General features: G+C 69.6%; 22 protein-coding genes and 1 pseudogene. 8 read left to right on the forward strand and 15 right to left on the reverse strand.

The window, feature by feature from the left end:
• Window positions 1-4: 4 nt before the first annotated feature.
• Window positions 5-574, reverse strand: a complete 570-nt coding sequence (locus AORI_RS76015) for a helix-turn-helix domain-containing protein (protein WP_007028810.1) — start codon at window positions 572-574, stop codon at window positions 5-7.
• Between the two features lie 66 nt (window positions 575-640).
• On the opposite strand from AORI_RS76015, the gene AORI_RS76020 reads away from it, so the two are divergent.
• A complete protein-coding gene (locus AORI_RS76020; RefSeq protein ID WP_228688248.1) occupies window positions 641-1,546 on the forward strand; it encodes an NAD(P)/FAD-dependent oxidoreductase in 906 nt (301 codons plus the stop codon).
• Here AORI_RS76020 and AORI_RS76025 read toward each other — a convergent pair.
• Window positions 1,519-2,223 carry a lysozyme family protein gene (locus AORI_RS76025; protein ID WP_016337280.1) on the reverse strand — a complete coding sequence of 235 codons (705 nt, stop codon included), beginning with the start codon at window positions 2,221-2,223 and terminating at the stop codon, window positions 1,519-1,521. The genes AORI_RS76020 and AORI_RS76025 overlap by 28 nt on opposite strands.
• Before the next feature lie 131 nt (window positions 2,224-2,354).
• Between AORI_RS76025 and AORI_RS76030 the strand changes: the two genes are divergently transcribed.
• Window positions 2,355-2,765, forward strand: a complete 411-nt coding sequence (locus AORI_RS76030; protein ID WP_016337281.1) for a PPOX class F420-dependent oxidoreductase — start codon at window positions 2,355-2,357, stop codon at window positions 2,763-2,765.
• A gap of 67 nt (window positions 2,766-2,832) precedes the next feature.
• Here AORI_RS76030 and AORI_RS76035 read toward each other — a convergent pair whose 3' ends face one another.
• The 9 genes from AORI_RS76035 to AORI_RS76075 all read right to left on the reverse strand — a co-directional run bounded on the left by AORI_RS76035 (window position 2,833) and on the right by AORI_RS76075 (window position 13,614).
• Window positions 2,833-3,393 carry a hypothetical protein gene (locus tag AORI_RS76035; RefSeq protein ID WP_016337282.1) on the reverse strand — a complete coding sequence of 187 codons (561 nt, stop codon included), beginning with the start codon at window positions 3,391-3,393 and terminating at the stop codon, window positions 2,833-2,835.
• Window positions 3,394-3,401: 8 nt separating this feature from the next.
• Window positions 3,402-4,775 (reverse strand): hypothetical protein, encoded by a 1,374-nt coding sequence (locus tag AORI_RS76040; protein ID WP_016337283.1) that lies wholly within the window; start codon window positions 4,773-4,775, stop codon window positions 3,402-3,404.
• On the reverse strand, window positions 4,772-5,575 hold the full coding sequence (locus AORI_RS76045; protein ID WP_043849176.1) for an ABC transporter ATP-binding protein: 804 nt from the start codon (window positions 5,573-5,575) through the stop codon (window positions 4,772-4,774). The genes AORI_RS76040 and AORI_RS76045 overlap by 4 nt, the downstream gene beginning before the upstream one ends.
• Window positions 5,576-5,592: 17 nt before the next feature.
• Window positions 5,593-6,408: a zf-HC2 domain-containing protein gene (locus tag AORI_RS76050; protein WP_016337285.1), complete on the reverse strand. Its 816-nt coding sequence runs from the start codon at window positions 6,406-6,408 to the stop codon at window positions 5,593-5,595.
• Window positions 6,405-6,947, reverse strand: a complete 543-nt coding sequence (locus AORI_RS76055; protein WP_016337286.1) for an RNA polymerase sigma factor — start codon at window positions 6,945-6,947, stop codon at window positions 6,405-6,407. Before AORI_RS76055 ends, AORI_RS76050 begins: the two co-directional genes overlap by 4 nt.
• A gap of 147 nt (window positions 6,948-7,094) precedes the next feature.
• Window positions 7,095-8,018: a nucleoside triphosphate pyrophosphohydrolase gene (locus AORI_RS76060; RefSeq protein WP_016337287.1), complete on the reverse strand. Its 924-nt coding sequence runs from the start codon at window positions 8,016-8,018 to the stop codon at window positions 7,095-7,097.
• Window positions 8,015-9,019 carry a hypothetical protein gene (locus AORI_RS76065; RefSeq protein WP_043848391.1) on the reverse strand — a complete coding sequence of 335 codons (1,005 nt, stop codon included), beginning with the start codon at window positions 9,017-9,019 and terminating at the stop codon, window positions 8,015-8,017. The genes AORI_RS76060 and AORI_RS76065 overlap by 4 nt, the downstream gene beginning before the upstream one ends.
• Window positions 9,020-9,088: 69 nt before the next feature.
• Complete coding sequence (gene mfd, locus AORI_RS76070; protein ID WP_043848392.1) at window positions 9,089-12,643, reverse strand: transcription-repair coupling factor; 3,555 nt, start codon at window positions 12,641-12,643, stop codon at window positions 9,089-9,091.
• A 56-nt stretch (window positions 12,644-12,699) separates the two neighbouring features.
• Window positions 12,700-13,614, reverse strand: a complete 915-nt coding sequence (locus AORI_RS76075) for an LLM class flavin-dependent oxidoreductase (protein WP_016337290.1) — start codon at window positions 13,612-13,614, stop codon at window positions 12,700-12,702.
• Between the two features lie 86 nt (window positions 13,615-13,700).
• On the opposite strand from AORI_RS76075, the gene AORI_RS76080 reads away from it, so the two are divergent.
• The gene (locus AORI_RS76080) at window positions 13,701-14,465 is read left to right on the forward strand and encodes a helix-turn-helix transcriptional regulator (protein WP_016337291.1); all 765 of its coding nucleotides are present in this window, start codon (window positions 13,701-13,703) and stop codon (window positions 14,463-14,465) included.
• Here AORI_RS76080 and AORI_RS76085 read toward each other — a convergent pair.
• Together AORI_RS76085 and AORI_RS76090 are read right to left on the reverse strand one after the other, a co-directional pair.
• Window positions 14,455-14,961, reverse strand: a complete 507-nt coding sequence (locus AORI_RS76085; RefSeq protein ID WP_016337292.1) for a DedA family protein — start codon at window positions 14,959-14,961, stop codon at window positions 14,455-14,457. The two genes, AORI_RS76080 and AORI_RS76085, sit on opposite strands and share 11 nt — an antisense overlap.
• Complete coding sequence (locus AORI_RS76090; protein WP_016337293.1) at window positions 14,933-15,535, reverse strand: class I SAM-dependent methyltransferase; 603 nt, start codon at window positions 15,533-15,535, stop codon at window positions 14,933-14,935. Before AORI_RS76090 ends, AORI_RS76085 begins: the two co-directional genes overlap by 29 nt.
• Window positions 15,536-15,666: 131 nt before the next feature.
• Here AORI_RS76090 and AORI_RS76095 point away from each other — a divergent pair, with 131 nt between their 5' ends.
• The 3 genes from AORI_RS76095 to AORI_RS76105 are packed head-to-tail and all read left to right on the forward strand — an operon-like array spanning window position 15,667 to window position 18,695.
• Window positions 15,667-16,833, forward strand: coding sequence for a sensor histidine kinase (locus tag AORI_RS76095; protein ID WP_016337294.1), 1,167 nt, complete (start codon window positions 15,667-15,669; stop codon window positions 16,831-16,833).
• A complete protein-coding gene (locus AORI_RS76100) occupies window positions 16,830-17,489 on the forward strand; it encodes a response regulator (protein WP_016337295.1) in 660 nt (219 codons plus the stop codon). The genes AORI_RS76095 and AORI_RS76100 overlap by 4 nt, the downstream gene beginning before the upstream one ends.
• 21 nt (window positions 17,490-17,510) lie before the next feature.
• Window positions 17,511-18,695, forward strand: a complete 1,185-nt coding sequence (locus tag AORI_RS76105) for a PQQ-dependent sugar dehydrogenase (protein WP_016337296.1) — start codon at window positions 17,511-17,513, stop codon at window positions 18,693-18,695.
• Here AORI_RS76105 and AORI_RS82655 read toward each other — a convergent pair.
• Window positions 18,692-19,088, reverse strand: a pseudogene (locus AORI_RS82655) (SDR family oxidoreductase). The gene AORI_RS76105 and the pseudogene AORI_RS82655 overlap by 4 nt on opposite strands.
• A gap of 31 nt (window positions 19,089-19,119) precedes the next feature.
• On the opposite strand from AORI_RS82655, the gene AORI_RS76115 reads away from it, so the two are divergent.
• Window positions 19,120-19,641: an isochorismatase family protein gene (locus AORI_RS76115; protein ID WP_016337298.1), complete on the forward strand. Its 522-nt coding sequence runs from the start codon at window positions 19,120-19,122 to the stop codon at window positions 19,639-19,641.
• Between the two features lie 3 nt (window positions 19,642-19,644).
• Complete coding sequence (locus AORI_RS76120) at window positions 19,645-20,037, forward strand: NUDIX hydrolase (RefSeq protein WP_016337299.1); 393 nt, start codon at window positions 19,645-19,647, stop codon at window positions 20,035-20,037.
• Window positions 20,038-20,040: 3 nt separating this feature from the next.
• Here the strand turns inward: AORI_RS76120 and AORI_RS76125 are convergent, their stop codons facing one another.
• Window positions 20,041-20,679: an LppU/SCO3897 family protein gene (locus AORI_RS76125; protein ID WP_016337300.1), complete on the reverse strand. Its 639-nt coding sequence runs from the start codon at window positions 20,677-20,679 to the stop codon at window positions 20,041-20,043.
• Window positions 20,680-20,750: the final 71 nt, after the last annotated feature.

The raw sequence follows: 20,750 nt of genomic DNA on the forward strand, positions 1-20,750 counted from the left end.
CGCCTCATTTCGACCTGGCCCGCAGATGCGCCCGTTCGCCCTGTTTGCCGAAGAGCACCAGCAGCTCCACCGGCCCCGGCCCCGCGCTGCCGAACCAGTGCGGCACCCGCGTGTCGAACTCCGCGGCCTCGCCGGGACCCATCGTGAAGTCGCGATCGCCGAGCAACGCCCGCAACCGTCCACTGAGGACGTACATCCATTCGTAGCCCTCGTGGGTGCGCTGCACCGGCTCGATGTCCTCGACCGGGATCAGCAGTTTGAACGCCTGCGGCTGGCCCGGCTGCGCGGTCAGCGCCCACGCGGTGAACCGGCCGAACTTCTGCGCCTTCATCCGGACCCGCGGATCGGCGGGTTCGGGTTCGCCGACCAGTTCGTCGAGCGGGACCTGATGCGCCGCCGAGAGCGTGAGCAACAGCTCCAGCGTGGCCTTCCGCGTCCCCGATTCGAGCCGCGAGAGCGTGCTGGCGGAGATCCCCGTCGCCTCCGAGAGCGCGGAGAGGGTGGTGCCGCGTTCCTTGCGCAGGGCCTTGAGCTTCGGGCCGACCTCGGCGAGCCGCCGTTCGATGTCCTCCATGCCCCCAGTTTGCCAAATCGGCAATGAACTTTGCCAATCCTCGAAGAAATCCGGATGCTCGGGACCATGAACGAATTCGACGTGGTGATCATCGGTGGCGGCGTGGCGGGGCTCAGCGCGGCCTTGGTGCTGGGCAGGGCACGGCGCAAGGTGGCCGTGATCGACGGCGGCACCCCGCGCAACGCGCCCGCCGCGCACGCCCACGGTTTCCTGACCAGGGACGGCATCCCGCCCAAAGAACTACTGGAGATAGGCCGGGACGAAGTCCGCGCGTACGGCGTCGAGATCATCGACGACGTCGTCCACCGGCTGCGGCACGACAAGGCGGTGGAACTGGCGAGCGGGCGGGTCGTCGGCGGTCGCCGGATCGTGGTGACCACCGGGCTGGCCGACGAACTGCCGGACGTCCCCGGCGTCGCGGAACGCTTCGGCACCGACGTGCTGCACTGCCCGTACTGCCACGGCTGGGAGGTGCGCGATCAGCGGTTCGGCGTGCTCGCCACGTCCGAGAAGGCCATCCACCAGGCGCTGATCGTCTGGCAGTGGAGCAAGGACCTGACCTTCTTCACGCATACCCAGCAGATCTCGGCCGAAGACCGGGCGAAGCTGACCGGGCTGGGCATCCGGATCGTCGACGGGAAGGTGTCCGAGCTCGCCGTCGAACACGACCGGTTGACCGGTGTCCGGCTCGTCGACGGCGAATTCGTCGAACGCGACGTCGTGTTCGTCGGCCCGAAGTTCGTCCCGCACGACCGGCTGCTCGCCCAGGTCGGCTGCGCCCGTACCGAGAGCGGCTCGATCGCGGTGGACGCGCAGGGGCGCACGAACGTGGACGGGGTCTGGGCGGCGGGGAACGTCGTCGATCCGATGGCGCAGCTCGTCGTCGCGGCGGGCGACGCCTACCGGATGGCGTCGGCGCTCAACTTCGATCTGGTGCTCGAAGATCAGGGCGCGACGCTGGCGTCCGCGTAGGTGTCGGCCGCGCTGAAGACCTCCTGGACGTAGGGCACCGCGGGGTTGAACACCCGCATCGACTTCCACCAGCCGTCCGGGGTGGCGACGTCGTCTCCGGCGGCGCAGAGGTAGCGGCCGGTGGCGAAGGCGGCGTCGTCGAGGTCCTTCGGATCCGGCTGCTTGCCGTCGCTCCTGGCCCGGGCGGAGTGCTTGGCCCAGATCTCGGGCGAGAGCGTGATCGGGCCGGGCCTGCCCTGTGCCGTCTCGACGTGGGAGATGCCGGCGAGGGTCGCCCATGAGAGATGACAGCCCGGCTTCTGCCGTCGGAGCCACATCTCGGCCCGGCCGTAGGCGGACAGATCGGCGATGGGGAGCCGGGTCTTCGCGGCCACCCGTTTCGCCCAGGTCTCCAATTCGGCCGCGTCGGAAACGGTGGGCCGGTCGGGCGGCGCGGCGAGCCCGGCGCGCGGTGTCGCCACCCCGGGCTGCGGCTTCTGATCGGGGACCGCGAGCGCGGGCTGGGGCTGAGGTGCCGGAGGCGGCTCCTCACCGGCCGGCCGGTTCACCCCGACCGTCATGATCAGCACCACTCCCGTGAGCACGAGCCCGCCCGCGAAGGCGAGCCTGGGCACGTACGGCGGCAGAGGGCGGGCAGGGTGCTCCGGCGCTTCGGTGCTCTGGGCGGTTTCAGCCACCCGGTCAGGTTACTTCGCCACACTTCCGGGCGATGACCCATTCGGCTTAAGAAGTCGACTGGGAAACCGGTCTCACGGACCGCGGTGAAAGCAGTTGACCTCCAGTCAAGTGGAGGTCGGACACTGGCCCCATGTTCAGTGAAGCGGAACTCGACTACCTCGCCACCCAAGGGCTCGGACGGCTCGCGACGGCGCAGCCGGACGGAACACTGCAGGTCAGCCCGGTCGGCTACGCCTACAACACCGAGACCAAGACCATCGACATCACCGGCTACGAACTGGCGAAGAGCAAGAAGTTCCGGAACGTGGCCGCGAACGGACAGGCCGCGTTCGTGGTGGACGACATGCCTTCACAGGACCCGCCGAGGATCCGCTGCCTCGAGATCCGCGGCCGGGCCGAGGCGCTCACCGGTGCCCGCACGGCCGACGGGCATTTCGACGGCGCGGTGATCCGGATCCACCCGTCGCGGATCATCAGCCTCGGTGTCGACGATCCGGACCACGATCCGCTCGATCTCGTTCCGCACAACCGGGACGTCTGAGCCCTTCGGATGTCATGAAAGGGTCGTTCCTGACGAAAAACGTCAGGAACGACCCTTTCATGACATTTCAGCGGCGGTTACCGAAGACCGCGTAGCTCCCCAGGCCCGCCACGGCGAGCACCACGGCGGTCCACGTGGCTTCCGCGACACCGGCGGGCTGGAAGAGCCAGGTGACCACCAGATGCGCGCCGTCCGCACTCGACGTGGTGGCCCAGACCAGGAACGTGACCGCGAAGCCGAACAGCGGCAACGTCCACCCGAAGGCCCCGCCGAACAACACCGCGGCGATCCCCGCGAGACCGAGCAACCCGCCCGCGTTCCGCACGATGATCTCCACCGGGACCCGCTCCGCCTCCCACAGCCGCGGCAGCAGCGCGGCACCGGCGCCGAGGCCGCCGATCAGCAGGAGATGCAAAACGCGACGAGGTGCCCAGCGGATCGCGGCGGTCCGGTCGAGGTCGGCGTCCTGCCCGCTGAGGCCGATGGCGGTCACCGAGATCGCCACCAGGAGCGCCAGGGAGACCGGCAACCTCGTCCAGTGGTCCCGTGCGAAGAACCAGATCGCGGCCATGCTCACCGCCAGCCCCGCGAAGGACGCGGGCATGGCGCGCGACCGCGCGTACAGCACCGCCCACCTCATCGGGCGCCGCCGAGGAGGGCGTCGAGCTGGTTGCCTTGGCAGGTCAAGCCGGCCTGCCGCTGCGCGACGATCCGCTCCCGCTGCACATCGGGCGGAAGGGCACGGAAGGTCTCCCACTTCCGCACGACCTCGTTCTTCGTGTCGTCGCTCAGCCAGGAAGCCCCGGTCACCTTCCACTCGCCGAGGAACCAGCTCGACGAGATCGACCGCGCGGTGAGTTCGTCCAAAAAGGACTTGTTGACGCCTTGAAGGCTGTAACAGGTCGGCGTCCCGGAGCCGGCGACCAGCGTCCGCGTCATGTCGTCCGAATTCAGGACCGAACGGATGGACCAATCCACCAGGTCCACGTAGACGGTGTCGGCGGCACGCGGCGGCACCTCGTCGTAGCCCAGCCGCCGGTCCAGCGCCGCGACCTTCACCGGCGCGTCCGGCAAGGTTCCCAACAGCCGCAACGCTTCCTTGCCCGGCGCGGCGAGGCGTGGCAGTTCGGCTTCGAGCATGCGGGGAACGCAGACCGGGCCGTCGCAGACCATCTCGGTCGCGGCCGGGTCGGACACCTCGGCTTCGGCCGTGCTGCCGGGAAGAACGGGCAAGGCGATCACCACCGCCGCCAGGGCGGGGACGACGGCGAGCCACTTCGCCCGCTTGGAGCGGGCGGCCAGCAGGAGGAATCCGGTGGCGGCCAGTCCGGCGAGCCAGACCCCCTGCCCGAGATCCATCGAGCCCGACGTGGTGTCGAACGGATCCCTGACGACGTCCATCGCGGGAGAGAGCAAGGAGATCCGGAACGGCACGATTCCGGCCAGCACGCTGCCCTCCGCCCCGGCGAACTGGAACAGGAGCACGATCACGAAGGCGGCGACGGCGACCGCGGGCGCGGTCAGCGGATGCGGCAGCAACCGGCCGAGCCCGAGCCCGATCCAGGCACCCGCGAGCATCGCGAGCACACCGACCACGACGATCGGCAGCCAGCCGAAGGTGAAGAACCCGCCGTTGAAAGCGGACTGGACGGCACCGACGGCGAAGATCAGCAGGAAGCCCAGCGCCAGGAGGCCGCCCAGCGCACCGGCGAGTTTCGCGGCCCGCTGCCAGCCGGGGCGCGGCATGGTGGTCATGAGTTCGACCGTGCCGGACCGGCTGTCGCGCATGCCTTGGACGACCCCGGCGCCGATCGCGATCGGCCACAGGAACACCAGCAGGAACCGGCTCCACTCCGCGGCGTGCGTCCAGTGCTCGTCCCAGGCGAGCGGCGGCTTCGTCCACGGGCCACTGAACGAATAGAGGAAACCGAACGCGACGACGAGGATCGCGAGCGTGGCCCAAGGGGCGATGGAACGGCGGGCTTCGGTCCGCAGGACGCGCGTGTTCACCAGTTCCCCTTCCCCGGCTCATGCCCCAGCAGCGCCGAATAGCCGCGCTCGATCGGGCTGTCGCCGACGTGCTCCTCGCTCCCGGCCGCGGCCAGTTCGTCCGGAGTGCCCTGGAAGACGAGTTTCCCGTTTCCGAACAGGACGACGTCGGTGCAGGCCGTCGCGACGTCCTCGACGAGATGCGTCGAGACGACGACGCAGGCGTCCCGGCCCAGTTCCTGCATGAGCTCGCGGAACCGCACGCGTTGCGCCGGATCGAGTCCGGCGGTCGGCTCGTCCAGCAGGAGGATGTCCGGATCGTTCACGATCGCCTGCGCGATCCCGACCCGCCGCACCATTCCGCCGGACAGCGTCTTCATCTTCTCGTCGGCGCGATCGGCGAGGCCGACGCGTTCGATCGCCCGCTGCACCGCCGCCGGGATGTCCTCTCCCGCCATTTCCTTCAGCCAGGCGATGTACTCGACGAACTCGCGGACGGTGAATCGCTTGTAGAAGCCGAAATTCTGCGGCAGATAGCCGATCCGGCGGCGCAGGCGGCGCTGATCGGTGAACCCCCCGACGGATTCACCGAGCAGCGCCAGCCCTCCCTCCGCCGGCCGGAGCACCGTCGCCAGTGCCCGGATCAGCGTGGTCTTCCCGGCCCCGTTCGGGCCGAGCAGACCGTGCACCCCCGTGCCAAGCTCCAGGTCGAGCCCGTTCACGGCGAACTTGCGTTTGCCGACGCGGACCTTCAGCCTCTCCGCCTTGATCTGCCACGCGTAGGTCGTCGGCGCGACCTCCGCGGCCCCGACAGCACGCATCATGTTCTCCCCTTCGTTCATCGTCCGGATCCGGTGAGCAGGCCGAAGACGCTCCGCCGGAGCACCACCACGACCGCGGTCACCGCGAAGATCACGCCCCACACCGGGAGCAGCCGGGGTTCGAGCGCGGTGGCACGCCCTTGCGAAGCCACCGCGGGCGCCAGGATCACCGCCACCCAGACCCCGGAAAGGACATAGGCCGCCCGCACCACCCCGATCAGCCCGCCGAGCGCGAGCGTCCCGGTGGTGAAGGCCAGGCTGGGCAGGAGACCGAGCCCGAAGCCGCCACCGCCGAGCCAGCTCGAAAGGCCCTGGATCGGCAAGACCACGGCGAGGACCGCCGTCGTCCGGCGGAGCAGCAGGTAGAGACCGGCCCTCGGTGTCGAAGTGACGAGTTCGTACGCGGGATCCAGTCCCTTCGCCCACGACACAGCCACCCCGAGCACCGGCAGGACCGGCGAGAACAGCTGGACGAACGAGTAGTCCTCGCTCCCGGTGAACCCGACCGCGTCCAGCAGGAAGCCGATCGCGGGGATCAGCAGGATCATCACCAGCCACGGCAGCATCACCGGCGTCACCCAGGTGTGCAGCCGTGGCGCCCACCGCCTCCGCATCGGGCTCGGCCCCGCTTCGGCGAGTTTCGGCCCCAGCCCGGCCCAGACGTCGTCCACCAGCGCCGACACCGACGGCAGGCTGATCGCGGACAGCCTCCCCCGGCATTCCGCGCACGATTCGAGGTGGGCTTCGACCGCCCAGACCTCGTCACCGGCCAAGCCGTCGTCGCCGAGGACGTAACCGGCGAGGAGCCGTTCGGACACGTGTTCCTTGTTCACGACAGCGCCTCCCGCATCGCGATCCGAGCCCGCCTGGCGCGGGTTTTGACGGTTCCTTCCGGCACCCCGAGCAGGACCGCGGTCTCGCGGACGGTCAGCCCGTCGAGCACCATGGCCTGCAGGACCTGACGGAGTTCGGGCGCGAGCCGTCGCAGCGCGTCACCGACGTGGTCACCGACCGCACCGGCCAGCGCCTCGTCCTCGGCCGCGGGCGAAACGGCCGTTTCCGCGACCGGCAGCGGTTGTGCGAACTTCGCCCGGCGGCGGAAGGCGTCGACCAGCCGCCTCGCGGCGATCGTCCACAGCCAGCCGACGGCGCTTCCGCCGACGGCCGAACCGGCGAACGCGCCCGCCGCGCGCCAGACCGCGAGATAGGTCTCCTGCATCACCTCGGCGACGATCTGTTCGTCGGCGCAGCGACGGCGCAGGCGCACGGCCAGCCACGGCGACGTGCGACGGTAGAGCTCCTCGAACGCCGCGCGATCGCCCTTGGCGGTGCGGCGGACGAGCTGCTCTTCGTCCGGTTCCGTTCCCTTCACACCCGGCAAGACGCCGAGATCACCGAAAGGGTTCTCACCCGATTGTGTTCCGCATCACAGCGCTTCCGGGCTTCCAGGTCCCGATGGTCGTGAGTGGCGATTCGTGTTCTAACCCGAAGCGCCACTCACGACTACTGTGCGCCTGGGTCAGGAGGTCGGCCAGAACTTGCGCCAGCCGTCGGCTTCCAGCGTCGTCGGCTCCAGGCCGGCGTCCCGCGCGGCCTGTTCGGCGTCCCGGATGTCGCGCGCGAACCGCTTCGCGACGGCGCGGAGCTCACCTTCGGGATCGATCCCCGCCCGGCGCGCGGTCGCGGCCACCCGGAACAGCTGGGCCGCCGCCTCGGCGCCGTCGGGGAACAGGTCGAGCGGGATCCCGGCCCGGCCGCTGCGCTGGCCGAGCTTCCCGGCGAGCGCGACGGCGGGCTGCCCGAGGGCGACGCCATCCACAATGGACTGACGGCTCTTCTCGGCCTGCTTCAGTTCTTCCCATTTGAGGTTCTGGTCGCTGACGGTCTCGACCCGGGGAGCGTCGGCGAAGACGTGCGGATGACGTCCGACGAGTTTCGCGACCAGGTCGGACGCGACCTCGTCGATCCCGAACGGATCGGCCGCGTCCTCGACGGCGACGCGCGCGTGGAACAGCACCTGGAGCAGGACGTCGCCGAGTTCCTCGCGCAACGCGGCCCTGTCGCCCTCCTCGATCGCGTCGAGCAGCTCGTAGGTCTCCTCGACCAGGTACTGACGCAGCGACTCGTGCGTCTGGACCGCGTCCCACGGACATCCGCCCGGCGAACGCAGGCGGTCCATCACCTCGGCGGCCTCGACCAGCGGCGGAACAGGCGCTTCGATCACCCGCGCACCCGACCTGATCAGGGCCGCGGCCTTCGCTTCCCGGCGCGAACCCGCGATGAGCACGAGGTCGCGTTCCTGTGTGTCACCGAGCGCGGGCACGCCGAAAACGCCGGGATCGACATCGGAAGCCGCATACACGGCGGTGCTGCTTCGCAGGATCGGGAGTGCCGCGGCGGGCAGTGTCGCCCCGCGGGCGATCACGACGACGGCAGTGGTCACGGGTTTCGCGGCGCGGCACCGTGCACAGGCAGCACGATGCCCTTCTTCGAAGCTTCGTTGGGCGCGAGGTCCATGCCCACAACATCCCACACGCCGTAGCGCGGGTTCACCTTGAGGTCGACCTGGTCGAGGTACGGCTGCAGGAGCCGGATACCCACTCCTGCCAGCTGCTGAGCGGTCGGCTGCGCGGCCTGATCCGATGCGACGGGCTTGTCGGCGGTCCGCTCGCGCACCACGACGACGACCCAAAGCGGCTGCTGCGGTGTCGGCTGGAAAGCGGCGACGGTGTTGGGTTCGAGACCGAACAGGACGGTCGCCGCGGTCGCGGGCGACTGCATCGCCGGCAGCTTCTGGCCGGTGCCCGCCTGCGTGTCGGCGGTCTGCTGGTCCTGCGCGATCAGCTCGGCGGCCGCGTTCGGCGACGCGGCGAACTTCCGGGCCTTCTCGATCGCCTGCTCGCGCAGCTTGTCCGCGTCGGAACCGGTGGCGTCGGTCGAGGAGACCGAGCTGAAATCGAACGTGACGGTGAGCTTGTCCAGGTACTTCATCGCGAGCTGGGTCTGCAGCGCCGCGTCGACCAGGGCATCACGGTGGTCCCGCACCCGCGCCACGAGCTGCTGGACGCTCAGCGCGGGGTCGTCCTGCGGGTTGGCCTCCATCGGCTTGGCCAGCGGGTCCTTCTGCAGCGCGTTCACGACGAGGGACTCGTCGACCCGGACGCCTTCCCGCTGAGCGGCGCGCTCGGTGAGGTCGTGCAGGATCTCCTGGCGCACGATCTCGCGGCCGACGAGGTCGAGCTTGTGCTCACGGGCGAGCTGCTGCCCGTACGGGTGCTCACGGACGGCCTTGTCGATCAGCTGCTGCACGCGATCCACCGAGACGGTCTTGCCCTCGATGATCACCGCGGCACCGACCTGCCCGGGACCGGCGTTGCATCCGGCGAGAAGGAGAGAACCGGCAAGAACCCCGACCAGCGCGCGACGGCGCCCCATGATCCGCATCACAGGGCCTACCCTCTCATACCGGCCCCGGCGAGAGAACCAGGTCATAAGTCGCGATTCGAGCTCGGCTCACGCGACGGGCGCCGGTGACTTCATCAGATTCGTCAGCAGCTTCGCGCACCAGTCCAGCAGCTCCTCGTCGCGCAGCGCCGGGGCGCCCATGCGGCCACCCGCCGGGCCCTCCGTCGGCTTCGGCACCGAAACCGTGTTCGTCACCGCCTTGTAGAGAGCCTTGGGGTACAAGCGCTTCAGCCGCACCAGCTGCGAATCCGCCAGCGGCAGCGGCGCGAACCTGATCGACGTGCCCTGGACGGCGACCTCGGTGACCCCCGCCGCGCGGCAGGTGTGCCGGAACGCGGCGACCGCGAGCAGCCTCCGCACCGGGGCGGGCGGCTGGCCGTAGCGGTCGATCAGTTCCTCGCGGACGGCGTCGAGCCCGGCCTGGTCCGGGGCGGCCGCGATCTTGCGGTACGCCTCCAGCCGCAACCGCTCGCCCGGCACGTAGTCGTGCGGGATGTGCGCGTCCACCGGGAGATCCACGCGGACTTCGGCGAGCTCCTCCTCTTCGGAGGTCTCCGCGCCCGCGTGCCGGCGGAACGCGTCGACCGCTTCGCCGACGAGCCGCACGTACAGATCGAATCCGACTCCCGCGATGTGCCCGGACTGCTCCGCGCCGAGGATGTTGCCCGCGCCGCGGATCTCCAGGTCCTTCATCGCGACGGCCATACCCGCGCCCAGTTCGGTGTTCTGGGCGATGGTCGCGAGCCGGTCGTGCGCCGTCTCGGTGAGCGGGGCCTCCGGCGGATAAAGGAAGTACGCGTATCCGCGCTCGCGCCCACGCCCGACCCGGCCGCGCAACTGGTGCAGCTGCGCGAGGCCCAGCAGGTCACCACGTTCGACCAGCAGCGTGTTCGCGTTCGAGATGTCCAGCCCGGTCTCGACGATCGTGGTGCAGACGAGCACGTCGTACTCGTTCTCCCAGAAACCCTGGATGATCTTTTCGAGTTTCTCCTCGTTCATCTGCCCGTGCGCGGTGACGACACGCGCCTCCGGCACCAGCTCACGAATGCGCTTCGCGGCCTTCTCGATCGAGGAAACCCTGTTGTGCACGTAGAAGACCTGGCCGTCACGCAGCAGCTCGCGCCGGATCGCGGCGCCGACCTGCTTGTCGTCGTACGCGCCGACGTAGGTCAGGATCGGGTGCCTGTCCTCGGGCGGGGTCAGGATCGTGGACATCTCGCGGATGCCGGCGAGCGACATCTCCAGCGTCCGCGGGATCGGCGTGGCCGACATGGTCAGCACGTCGACGTGCGTCCGCAGCGCCTTGATGTGCTCCTTGTGCTCGACGCCGAACCGCTGCTCCTCGTCGACGATCACCAGGCCGAGATCCTTGTAGCGGATCCCGGTCTGCAGCAGGCGATGCGTGCCGATCACGATGTCGACGTCGCCGGAAGCGAGCTGTTCGAGGATGGCGTCCGACTCCGGCTTCGAGGTGAAGCGCGAGAGCCCCTTGATCTTCACCGGGAACGAACTCATCCGTTCGGTGAAGGTGTTGAGGTGCTGCTGCGCGAGCAGGGTCGTGGGCACCAGCACCGCGACCTGCTTGCCGTCCTGCACCGCCTTGAACGCCGCGCGCACCGCGATCTCGGTCTTGCCGTAGCCCACGTCACCGCAGATGACGCGGTCCATCGGGACGCCGCGTTCCATATCCGCCTTGACCTCGTCGATCGCGGCGAGCTGGTCGTTGGTCTCCGTGAACGGGAAGGCGTCCTCGAGTTCGCCCTGCCAAGGGGTGTCCTGCGCGAACGCGTGCCCCGGCGCGGCCTGCCGCGCGGCGTAGAGCTGCACGAGTTCGGCGGCGATCTCCTTGACCGCCTTCTTCGCCTTGGCCTTGGTGTTCTTCCAGTCCGACCCGCCGAGCTTGTTCAGCGTGGGCAGCTCGCCGCCGACGTAGCGGGAGACCTCGTCGAGCTGGTCGGTCGGGACGAACAGCCGGTCCCCCGGATGCCCGCGTTTGGAGGAGGCGTACTCCAGCAGCAGGTACTCGCGGGTCGCGCCGGCGACGGTGCGCTGCACCATCTCGACGAACCGCCCGATGCCGTGCTGGTCGTGCACGACGTAGTCGCCCGCCTTGAGGGCGAGCGGGTCGACGGCGTTGCGGCGCCGCGACGGCATCTTGGTGCTGAAGTCCTTTGTGGACGTCCCGGCGCCAGAGCCGCGGCCGGTGAGGTCCGATTCGGACAGTACGACGAGGGCGCGCTCCGGCGAGACGAAACCGTCCGACAGACCGCCGCACGTCACCGTCACGACGCCCGGCGTCAGCGGACCTGTGATGCCTTCGGCGAGCGACGCGGGCACTTCTCCCGCCGACAGCTGCTCGACGGCGCGGGCCGCGGTGCCGTGCCCGGCGACGACGAGCACGGCCGTCCCGCCCGCGGCCGTGTGGGCGCGCAGATCGGTCGTCGCTCGCTCGACCTCGCCGCGATAGTTCGGCGCGGCCTCGATCGAGACGCGGTAGACGTCGGGATCGTCGCTCGCGAGCTGCGTCAGCGTCCACCAAGGACGCTTCGTCTCCTGAGCGTGCTTCGCGATCTCCGCGAGATCCCGGTACGCGGACGCGCCGAGATCGATCGGCGCCTGACCGCCCGCGGCGGCCGTGGTCCAGGACGCTTCGAGGAATTCCTGCCCGGTGCGGACCAGGTCGGCCGCGCGGGCGCGGATCTTCTCCGGATCGGCCAGCAGTACGTGCGTGCCCTGGGGCATCGCGTCGGTCAGCAGGTCCAGCTCGCCCTCGCACAGCACGGGGATGAGCGCCTCCATGCCCTCGACGGGGACCCCGCCGGAGAGCTTGGTGAGCATCTCGGTGAGCTGAGCGTCGGCCTCGTACGTCGTCGCGAGCTCGGCGGCCTTCGCCCGGACCGGCTCGGTGAGCAGCAGCTCGCGGCAGGGCGGCGCGCTGACGTGCTGGATCTCGCCCGGCAGCGACCGCTGGTCGGACACCGCGAACGCGCGGATCTCGCTGACCTCGTCGCCCCAGAACTCGACCCGCACCGGATGCTGCGCCGTCGGCCCGAACAGGTCGAGGATGCCGCCGCGCACGGCGAACTCGCCGCGCTTCTCGACCATGTCCACGCGCGTGTACGCGAGCTCGACCAGCCGCTCCAGCAGCCCTTCGAAGCTCTGCTCCTCGCCGACGACCAGGTCGATCGGGGCGAGCGAACCGAGCCCGGGCGCCATCGGCTGGATCAGGCTGCGGACGGTCGCGACGACGACGCGCAGGTCGTCGGCGCCCGTCTTGAGCCGGTGCAGCACCTCCAGCCGCCGCCCGACGGTGTCCGCCCGCGGGGACAGCCGCTCGTGCGGCAGCGTCTCCCAGGACGGGAAGTCGACGACGGCGCCCTCGCCGAGGAACGACTTCAGGGAAGCGGTCAATTCGTCCGCCTCGCGGCCGGTCGCGGTCACCGCGAGCACGGGGCGGCCGGCGCCCTCGTCCGCGGCGAGGGCACCGGCGACCAGCTGGCGGGTGGCGATCGCGCCCTGGAGTTCGAGCACCGGGGCACCGGCCCGCTCTACGACCCCGCGAAGGGCCGGATCGGGAAGGATGGAATGAAGGAGTCCGGACAATGGAGCGTTTGTCACCGTCCCAGCCTACGTGGGGGCACCGACAGTCCGCCGCGCGATTACCGGGGCAGGGCGTCGAAGACCTTCGGGAGCTGCTCGTCGAACTCGGCCGGTTCCTGCGTCGCGATGCGGATCAGCACGTGTTCGGCACCCGCGTCCCGGTATTCGCGCAACCGGCCGGCGACCTGCTCCGGGCTGCCCGCGATCTGCATCTGGATCTTCTCGACGAAGTCCAGCGGGACACCGTAGTTCCGCTGCGCGTAGTCCTCCAGCCGCTCTCGTGCCCTGATCGGGTCCTCCTCGATGAGCACCGTCGCGAACAAAGCCGGTGTCACGGGACGTACGGCCGCTTCGCGGATCTTCGCGAGGCCGTCGGTGTAGTCCGCGACGTCGGGCGGGTACGGCAACCAGCCGTCGTAAAGCCGCCCCGCACGCTTCAGCGCGCCCGGGGTGAAGGCGGCCAGCCACACCGGCGGGCCACCGGGACGGTGCGGTTCCGGGTACTCCGGCAGGGCGTCGTAGTGCAGCACGTCGCCGTGGAACGGACCGCTCTTCCCGCTCCAGACGTGCCGCCACAACGCGACGATGTCGTCGAGGCGGGCGCGGCGGCGTTCCCACGGGACCCGGGTGAAGGCGAATTCGGGTTCGCTGCGACCCGCGAATCCGGCACCGACGCCGAGCGTGACGCGGCCCTGGCTGAGCAGGTCGAGCGAGAGGATCGCGTTCGCGGAAAGGAGCGGATCCCGCAACGCAGGCAGCAGCGCGGCGGTGCCGAGGGTGACCCGCTCGGTTCTGGCGGCGAACGCGCCGAGCAACGTCAAGGAATCGATGGGCGCCTTCGCGAGCGTGTCCCCGACCCAGACCGAATCGAAGCCGAGGCGTTCGGCTTCGACCGCGATGGCGACCATTTCCGGCGCGGTGCGCCCGGCGTCGAGGATGGACCGATAAGTGGGGACGACCAGACCGTATTTCATGCCGGAAGCTTCTCCGCGGCGGGGAATCGTCTCAATTCCTTCGAGGGAATGGCGACGCCGCCGGCGTCTCGGCCAAGATGGCGGCCATGGTTTCCGGATTCGGCCCCGCGCTCCGGGGCTGGCGCGAACGACGACGGCTTTCCCAGCTGGAGCTGGCGATCCGGGCCGGGACCACGCAACGGCACGTGAGTTTCCTGGAAGGCGGCCGGTCGATCCCCGGCCGCGGCCTGGTGCTGCGCGTCGCCGAATCGCTCGAATTGCCCTTGCGTGAACGCAACGGCCTGCTGCTCGCGGCCGGGTTCGCCCCCGGTTTCCCCGAAACCGAACTGGACGATCCGAGCCTGCGGCCGGTCCTCGACGGTATGCGGCGGCTGCTCGACGGGCACCGTCCGTATCCGGCCATCGTGGTCGACCGCTACGGCGTGCTCGTCGCCCGCAACGACGCGCTCGACCTGCTGTTGGAGGACGTGGCACCGGAGCTGCTGGAGGAGCCGGTCAACACCCTGCGGCTCGCGCTGCATCCGAAGGGGATGGCGCCGCGAGTGCGCAACCTCGCGGACTGGGCCCGGCACATCCTGGAACGGTTGACGCAGGAGATCGCGCACGCGCCCGACGAGCGGCTCACCGCACTGCTGACCGAACTAGAAGGTTACGTCCCGGCTCCCGGCCCGCCGGGGCCCGATCACCTCGGTTTCGCGGTGCCGATGCGCCTGTCCACTTCGGCGGGCGAACTGCGGCTGATCACGGCCATCACGACGTTCGCGACCGCGGCCGACGTCACGGTTTCGGAATTGAAACTGGAAACCTTCCTTCCCGCCGACGCCGAGACGGCGGCGATCCTCACCCGTTGATCCAGGCGCCCGCGTGGCCCAGGAACAGTTCGGCGCACGCCCACAGCACGGCCGCGCAGACGCTGCCCGGCACGAACCGCCGGTACGGCATCTCCGCCGCTCCCGCGACGCGCGGCAGCACGGTCCGCACCCCGGCCAGGCAACGGCCGGCGATCACGGCCGGCACGCCGTACCGGGCGACGGCCCGCTCCACGCGGTCCCAGCGATCCCGGCCGAACCGCCGCCCGATCCGCATGGTCCGCAGCCGCGGCCCCAGCCTCCGCCCCTCCAGGAAGGCGATCTGGTCGCCCGCCACGGCCGCACCGATCGCGACCGTCAACGCCAGTGGCAGGTCGAGCGTGCCCCGTCCGGCGAGGAACCCCATCAGCAGCAGGCTGGACAACGTCGGCAGCACGATTCCCGGCAGCAGCGCGGTTTCCAGGAAGATCAGCGTGCCGCAGACGAGGTAGACGAGCGCGGGCGGCGACTCAAGAAGCGGCCGTAACAGGCTGTCCAAGTCGCCTCCCCGTCTTCTGCGGCAAAGCGGCGCGGTGCACGAAGGCGGGCGGCAGGTTCGGCCAGACCAACGGGGTCCGGCCGGTCACCGCGAACCGGTCCCGCAGCGCTGCGGCGAACCGCCGGGCTGGCGTCGTCCAGGCCGCGTGCGCGTAGGCGAACGTCGTGAACCGTCCGTGCGGGGCGAGGATCTCCGTCACCTGGTCGAGGATCCGCAGCCGCCGTTCACCGGGCATGACCGTCCACGGCAGCCCGGAGACCACGACGTCGGCGGCCTCGTCCACATACGAAAGCAGATTCTCGGCGGAACCCTCGACGACCTCGACATCCCCGTGCCGCGACCGCAGTTCCCGCGCCAGCCGCGGATTGATCTCGACCGCGATCAGCCGCGCGCCCGGTGGCAGGCGGCGGACGACGGCGCCGGTGAACACCCCGGTCCCGGGGCCGAGCTCGACGACGAGCTTGGCGCTCTCCAGCCCGAGGCCCGCGGTCATGGCCTCCGCGAGTTTCGGGGAGCTGGCCGCGACGGCTCCGGTCAGGACGGGATGGCGGAGGAATTCCCTGGTGATCGACATGTTCCCGACGCTAGGAACGGCCTTTGTGGCCCCGCGTCGGCTTCGCCGGCCGGTTTCGTCCTCCCGTGGGAGGACCCCGGGAGTACCCCAGGACGACGCGCTCCCGTGCCGGGCGGGGTTACGTTCGAACGGTGCAAAGGCTGCTCGACCGGCTCCGCGCCCGCCCTTGGGTAACCGACCTTCCCCTGTACGCGTGGTTCGTCTTCCTCGCGCCGACCGGATCGTCGTCCGTCCCCAAGGCCGTCCTGCTGGTGCCGTTCCTCTTCCTCCTCCCGCTGCTCTGGCGGCGGCGTCATCCCGAGATCGTGGCGGTGCTGATCGTCGCCGGGGTGACCGCGCAGTACGCCACGGAGCTCTGGGCCTACGACCGCGGCCGCGGCGAACTGGCGATGGCCGTCGCGCTCTACACGCTGGTCCGCGCGGGAAACCGCCGGTTCGCCGCGCTGATCGCCGCCGCGATCGTCACCCTCGACGTCGCGTGGGGTCTCGCCTGGGGAGTCACCACCGAACAGGGCACCTGGCTCGCCATTGGCGCGACGATCCCGCTGCACGTCGCGGCTTGGGCGCTCGGCGAGTTCTTCCGTGCGCGGCAACGGCTTTCGGCGGAGGAAGCGACGAAGGCCGAGCTGGCCGCGTCCGAACAGGAGGCCCGCGCCCGGGCCGCCGTCGCCGAGGAACGCACCCGCATCGCCCGCGAACTGCACGACGTCCTCGCGCACAGTGTGAGCGTCATCGTGATCAACGCGGAGGGCGCGAAACTCATGCGCGACAAGGATCCCGAGGTCGTCGACCGGACACTCGACACGATCGGCAAGGCGGGCCGGGACGCGCTCGCCGAGTTGCGCCGTCTGCTGGAGGTCCTCCACGCCGGCGAAGCAGCCCGAAGCCCGCAGCCGACCGTCGCGGAGCTTCGCGACCTGGTCGCGCAGGTCAGCGCGAGCGGACGGGACGTGGATCTCCAGGTCATCGGGGACGCGGAGGGCTTGCCACCGAGCGCCGCGCTGCAGGCGTACCGCATCGTCCAGGAGTCGCTGACCAACATGATCAAACACGCGCCGGGGGATGCGAGCGGCCAGGTCGAGATCGATTTCGGCCACGGTGGGCACCGCCGGAACGTCCGGATCGAGGTGACGAACACGGGTGGGAGCGAGCCCGTCGCGCCGCGGCTCCCGTCGTCCGGCCGGGGGATCGCCGGCATGACCCAGCGCGTCGAGATGTTCCACGGCACCCTCGACACCGGACCGACCCGCGACGGTGGCTACCGGGTCGCCGCGAATCTGGTGGTGGAGGCGGGATGACGGCGGTGAAGGTGCTGATCTGCGACGACCAGGAGCTGGTCCGGGTCGGGATGGGGATGATCGTCACCAGCCAGGACGACCTGACCGTCGCGGGCGAAGCGACCAACGGAGCCGAAGCGGTCGAAGCCGCCGAGAAGCTGCGGCCGGATCTGGTCCTGATGGACGTCCGGATGCCCGTGCTCGACGGCGTCGCGGCGACCGAGCGGATCTGCCGGTCGCTTCCGGACACCCGGGTCCTGATGATCACCACATTCGACCTCGACGAGTACGCGTATGCCGCGCTGCGTGCCGGTGCCAGCGGCTTCCTCGTCAAGGACGCGCCCGCCGACGAGATCCTCGTGGCGATCCGGGGCGTCCTCCGCGGCGATTCGATGGTCTCCCCTTCGGTGACTAAACGGCTGCTCGACCGCTATCTGGCCGACGACCGGGACTCCGGTGAGAGTGCGCGGCTCGAAACGCTGACCGAACGCGAGAAGGACGTCCTCTCGCTCATCGCACGCGGCCTGACGAACTCCGAAATCGCCGCGAAGCTCTACATCGGGGAGACGACGGTGAAGACCCATGTCGGCCGGATCCTCTCGAAGCTCTCGCTGCGCGACCGTGTGCACGCGGTCGTGTTCGCCTATGAAAGCGGTTTGGTTCGCGCGGGCGGTTGAGCACGGTGGCATGCTGATGTCATGCGCACTTCCGCCGTCGTCGCGTTCGCTTCCCTGTCCTTGCTGGTCACGGCCTGTTCCGGGGCGTCGAGCGAGACGGTGCAGAGCGCACCTCCGGTCACCTCGAAGCCCGCGGTGTCGAAGCTGAAGGTCGAGCAGGTGACGGCCGGGCTCGAACACGGCTGGGACGTCGGTTTCCTCCCGGACGGGAAGATCCTCGTCACCCAGCGCCCCGGGAAGCTGGCCCTGATCGAGGGCGGCGCGAAGCGTGACGTCGCCGCGGACTTCTCCGACGTCCACGTGCGCGGCGAAGGCGGCCTGATGGGGATGGTGATCAGCAAGGACTTCGCGACGTCGCGTGAGTTCATCACCTGCCAGACCCACAAGGAGGGCGACAAGGCCGTCGACATCCGGCTGGTCACCTGGCGGCTTTCGGACGACGGCGCGAGCGCCACGAAGGTCAAGGACCTGCTGACCGGACTGCCGGTGAACCCCAGCGGCAGGCACTCCGGCTGCCGGCCCGCGTTCGGCGCGGACGGCGCGCTGCTCGTCGGCACCGGGGACACCGCCCGCCCGCAGCACCCGCAGGACCGGACGAGCCTCGGCGGCAAGGTGCTGCGCATCGACGCGAAAACCGGGAACGCGTTGCCGGACAACCCGTTCGCCAAATCCGCGAACCCGAACGAACAGCGCGTGTTCACCTACGGGCACCGCAACGTCCAGGGCGTCACGGTCCGCCCGGGCACCGGGCAGGTGTTCACCGCGGAGCACGGGCCGACCATCGACGACGAGGTCAATCTGGAGACCGCGGGCGGGAACTACGGCTGGGACCCGTCCAAGGGCGGCACCGAGACCAGTTACGACGAAAGCGTCCCGATGACCGACAAGCAGCGCTTCCCGGACGCCGTCAGTCCTTTGTGGACGACCGGTGAGATCACCGAAGCGATCTGCGGCGCCGAGTTCCTCGCCGGATCGCAATGGGGAGCGCTCGAAGGTTCGCTCGCCGTGACCGCGCTGAAGGGGCAGAAACTCCTGCTGTTCCGCCTCGACGACGCGGGCAAGGTCACCGAAGTGACGCTGCCGCCCGAGTTCGACGACAAGTTCGGCAGGCTGCGCGCCGTCCGCAGCGGTCCGGACGGCGCCCTCTACATCACCACTTCGGAAGGCCAGGACGACAAACTGCTGAAGGTCACGCCCGGCGCTTAGCGACCGAGGTGCGCGCCGCCGTTGACGTGGACGACCTGCCCGGTGACGTGCCGCGCCTCCGGGCTCGCCAGGAACGCGACCACTTCGGCGACGTCCGCGGGCTCGCCTGCGCGTTTGGTCAGCGTTTTGCCGATCAGCCACGCCCGGCGCTCAGCACGGCGGTGAACACGTTCGCGTCGAGATTGGCCTGCCAGTTCGCGGCGAACGACTTCAGGTCCCCGGCCCGCCCGTTGCGGAAGTCGGTGTTCCCGCCCGCGCGCCGAGCAACGTGGCGGCCTCGGTGAGGAACTGCTCGCGACGCCCGGTGATCGTCACCCGGTCACCCCGCGCCGCGAACGCGTAGCCGATTCCCGTTCCGCCGCCGGTGACCACTACTTCCCTGCTCTGCCCCATGTCCGCAGCACAGGGCCACTAGGCTTCCCCCATGACGAAGATCGACCCGGCGACGACGGCGCTCGTCCTGATCGACCTCCAGACCCGGATCGTCGCGCTGGAGACCGTCCCGATCGAAGGCACCGAAGTCGTATCGAACGCAGTCCTGCTGCGAGACGCCTTCAGCGCGGCCGGCTCGCCGATCGTCCACGTGCGGGCACATCGGCCGAACGTCGACGAGCAGCCGCCCGGCAGTGAACTGGTCGCCGAACTGACGCCTCGCGAGGGCGAGCACCTGATCACCAAGAACACGATCGGCGCGTTCTACCGCACCGGACTCGACGAACTCCTGCGCGGACTCGGCGTGAAGACACTGGTGCTCGCCGGGATCGCCACGGAATACGGCGTCGAATCGACGCTGCGGGCCGCGATCGACCACGACTACGAGACCATCGCCGTTTCGGACGCGATGGCGGGTATCGCCGCGATCTCGCACGAATCGGCGATCACGAAGGTGTTCCCGCGGCTGGGCGAAGTGCTCACGACCGCCGAGACCGCCGCCGCACTGGACTGAACCATGATCGACAAGATCGCCTGGCTGCACTTCCACGACGGCCGTGTCCTCGGCGCCCGTTCGCGTGGCAAAACCGTGTTCTACCTACCCGGCGGCAAGCGTGAACCCGGTGAATCCGACGCGGAGACACTGGTCCGCGAAGTCCGCGAAGAGTTGAACGTCGACATCGATCCGGCGACCATAAAGCCCGCCGGATCGTTCGAGGCTCAAGCCGATGGCCACGCGTCAGGTCTCGTGGTCCGGACGACCTGCTATTTCGCCGAATTCAGCGGAACCCCCACGCCCAGCAGCGAGATCGAGGAAATCGCGTGGCTGGGTCACGAGGACAGGGAGCGGGTCTCCGCGGTCGGAAAGATCATCTTCGACCACCTGCGGGAGACCGGCCTCCTGCGCTGACCGCTACTTCTTGAGGTCGTCCAGGCACAGCACCCGCGACTGAGGAAGCGTGCCGCCGGACCGCTGCCACTGGATCTTCTCGTCGGTCGACGGCACCTGGGTGCACACCGTGCTGCCGTCGATGAGGAAGGTCGCGCTCTTCTCGATGGCGAGGACCTTGTACCGCGCTGTCGCGCAATCCGCCTTCGTGAGCTTCTTCGCGTCGACCACGCCATCCGGCAGACAGTCACCGACGACCGGCGCCCGCTCGCCCGGGTTCTTCAGGTCTTCCAGGCAGAGCAAGGTGCCGTCGGTGGCCCCGCGCTTTCCCTGGAAGAAGTACGCGTCGGTCGTCGGATAGTCGTCGCATTCGGATCCGCCCGAGAGCCTGAGCCCGAGTTCCGACTTGTTCTCCTGCTTCCCGACGACCTTGAAATTCGCGTCCGGAGTTCCGCATTCGGACTTTTCGACGCTGTCGGCGTTGTTGACGTCGCCCTTGAGACAAGCGCCGACCTCGGTGCTCGACGCCGTGAACGGATTCGCGACGAAGAACGCGATCAGGGCGATGACGCCGAAGATGCCCAAGCGGATGACGGGCTTCAGCCACGTTCTCTTCTTCTGCGGCACCATCTGCTCGACGGCGGGCGCGGGATAGTTCTCCACGGTGCTTCCCCCAGGTAGTTGATCTCCACGGGGGCTAGCGCTCGGCACCGGGGAAACGTTACGGCGGCGCG

Origin of the sequence: Amycolatopsis keratiniphila (assembly GCF_000400635.2) — a bacterium.
Classification (GTDB): Bacteria; Actinomycetota; Actinomycetes; order Mycobacteriales; family Pseudonocardiaceae; genus Amycolatopsis; species Amycolatopsis keratiniphila.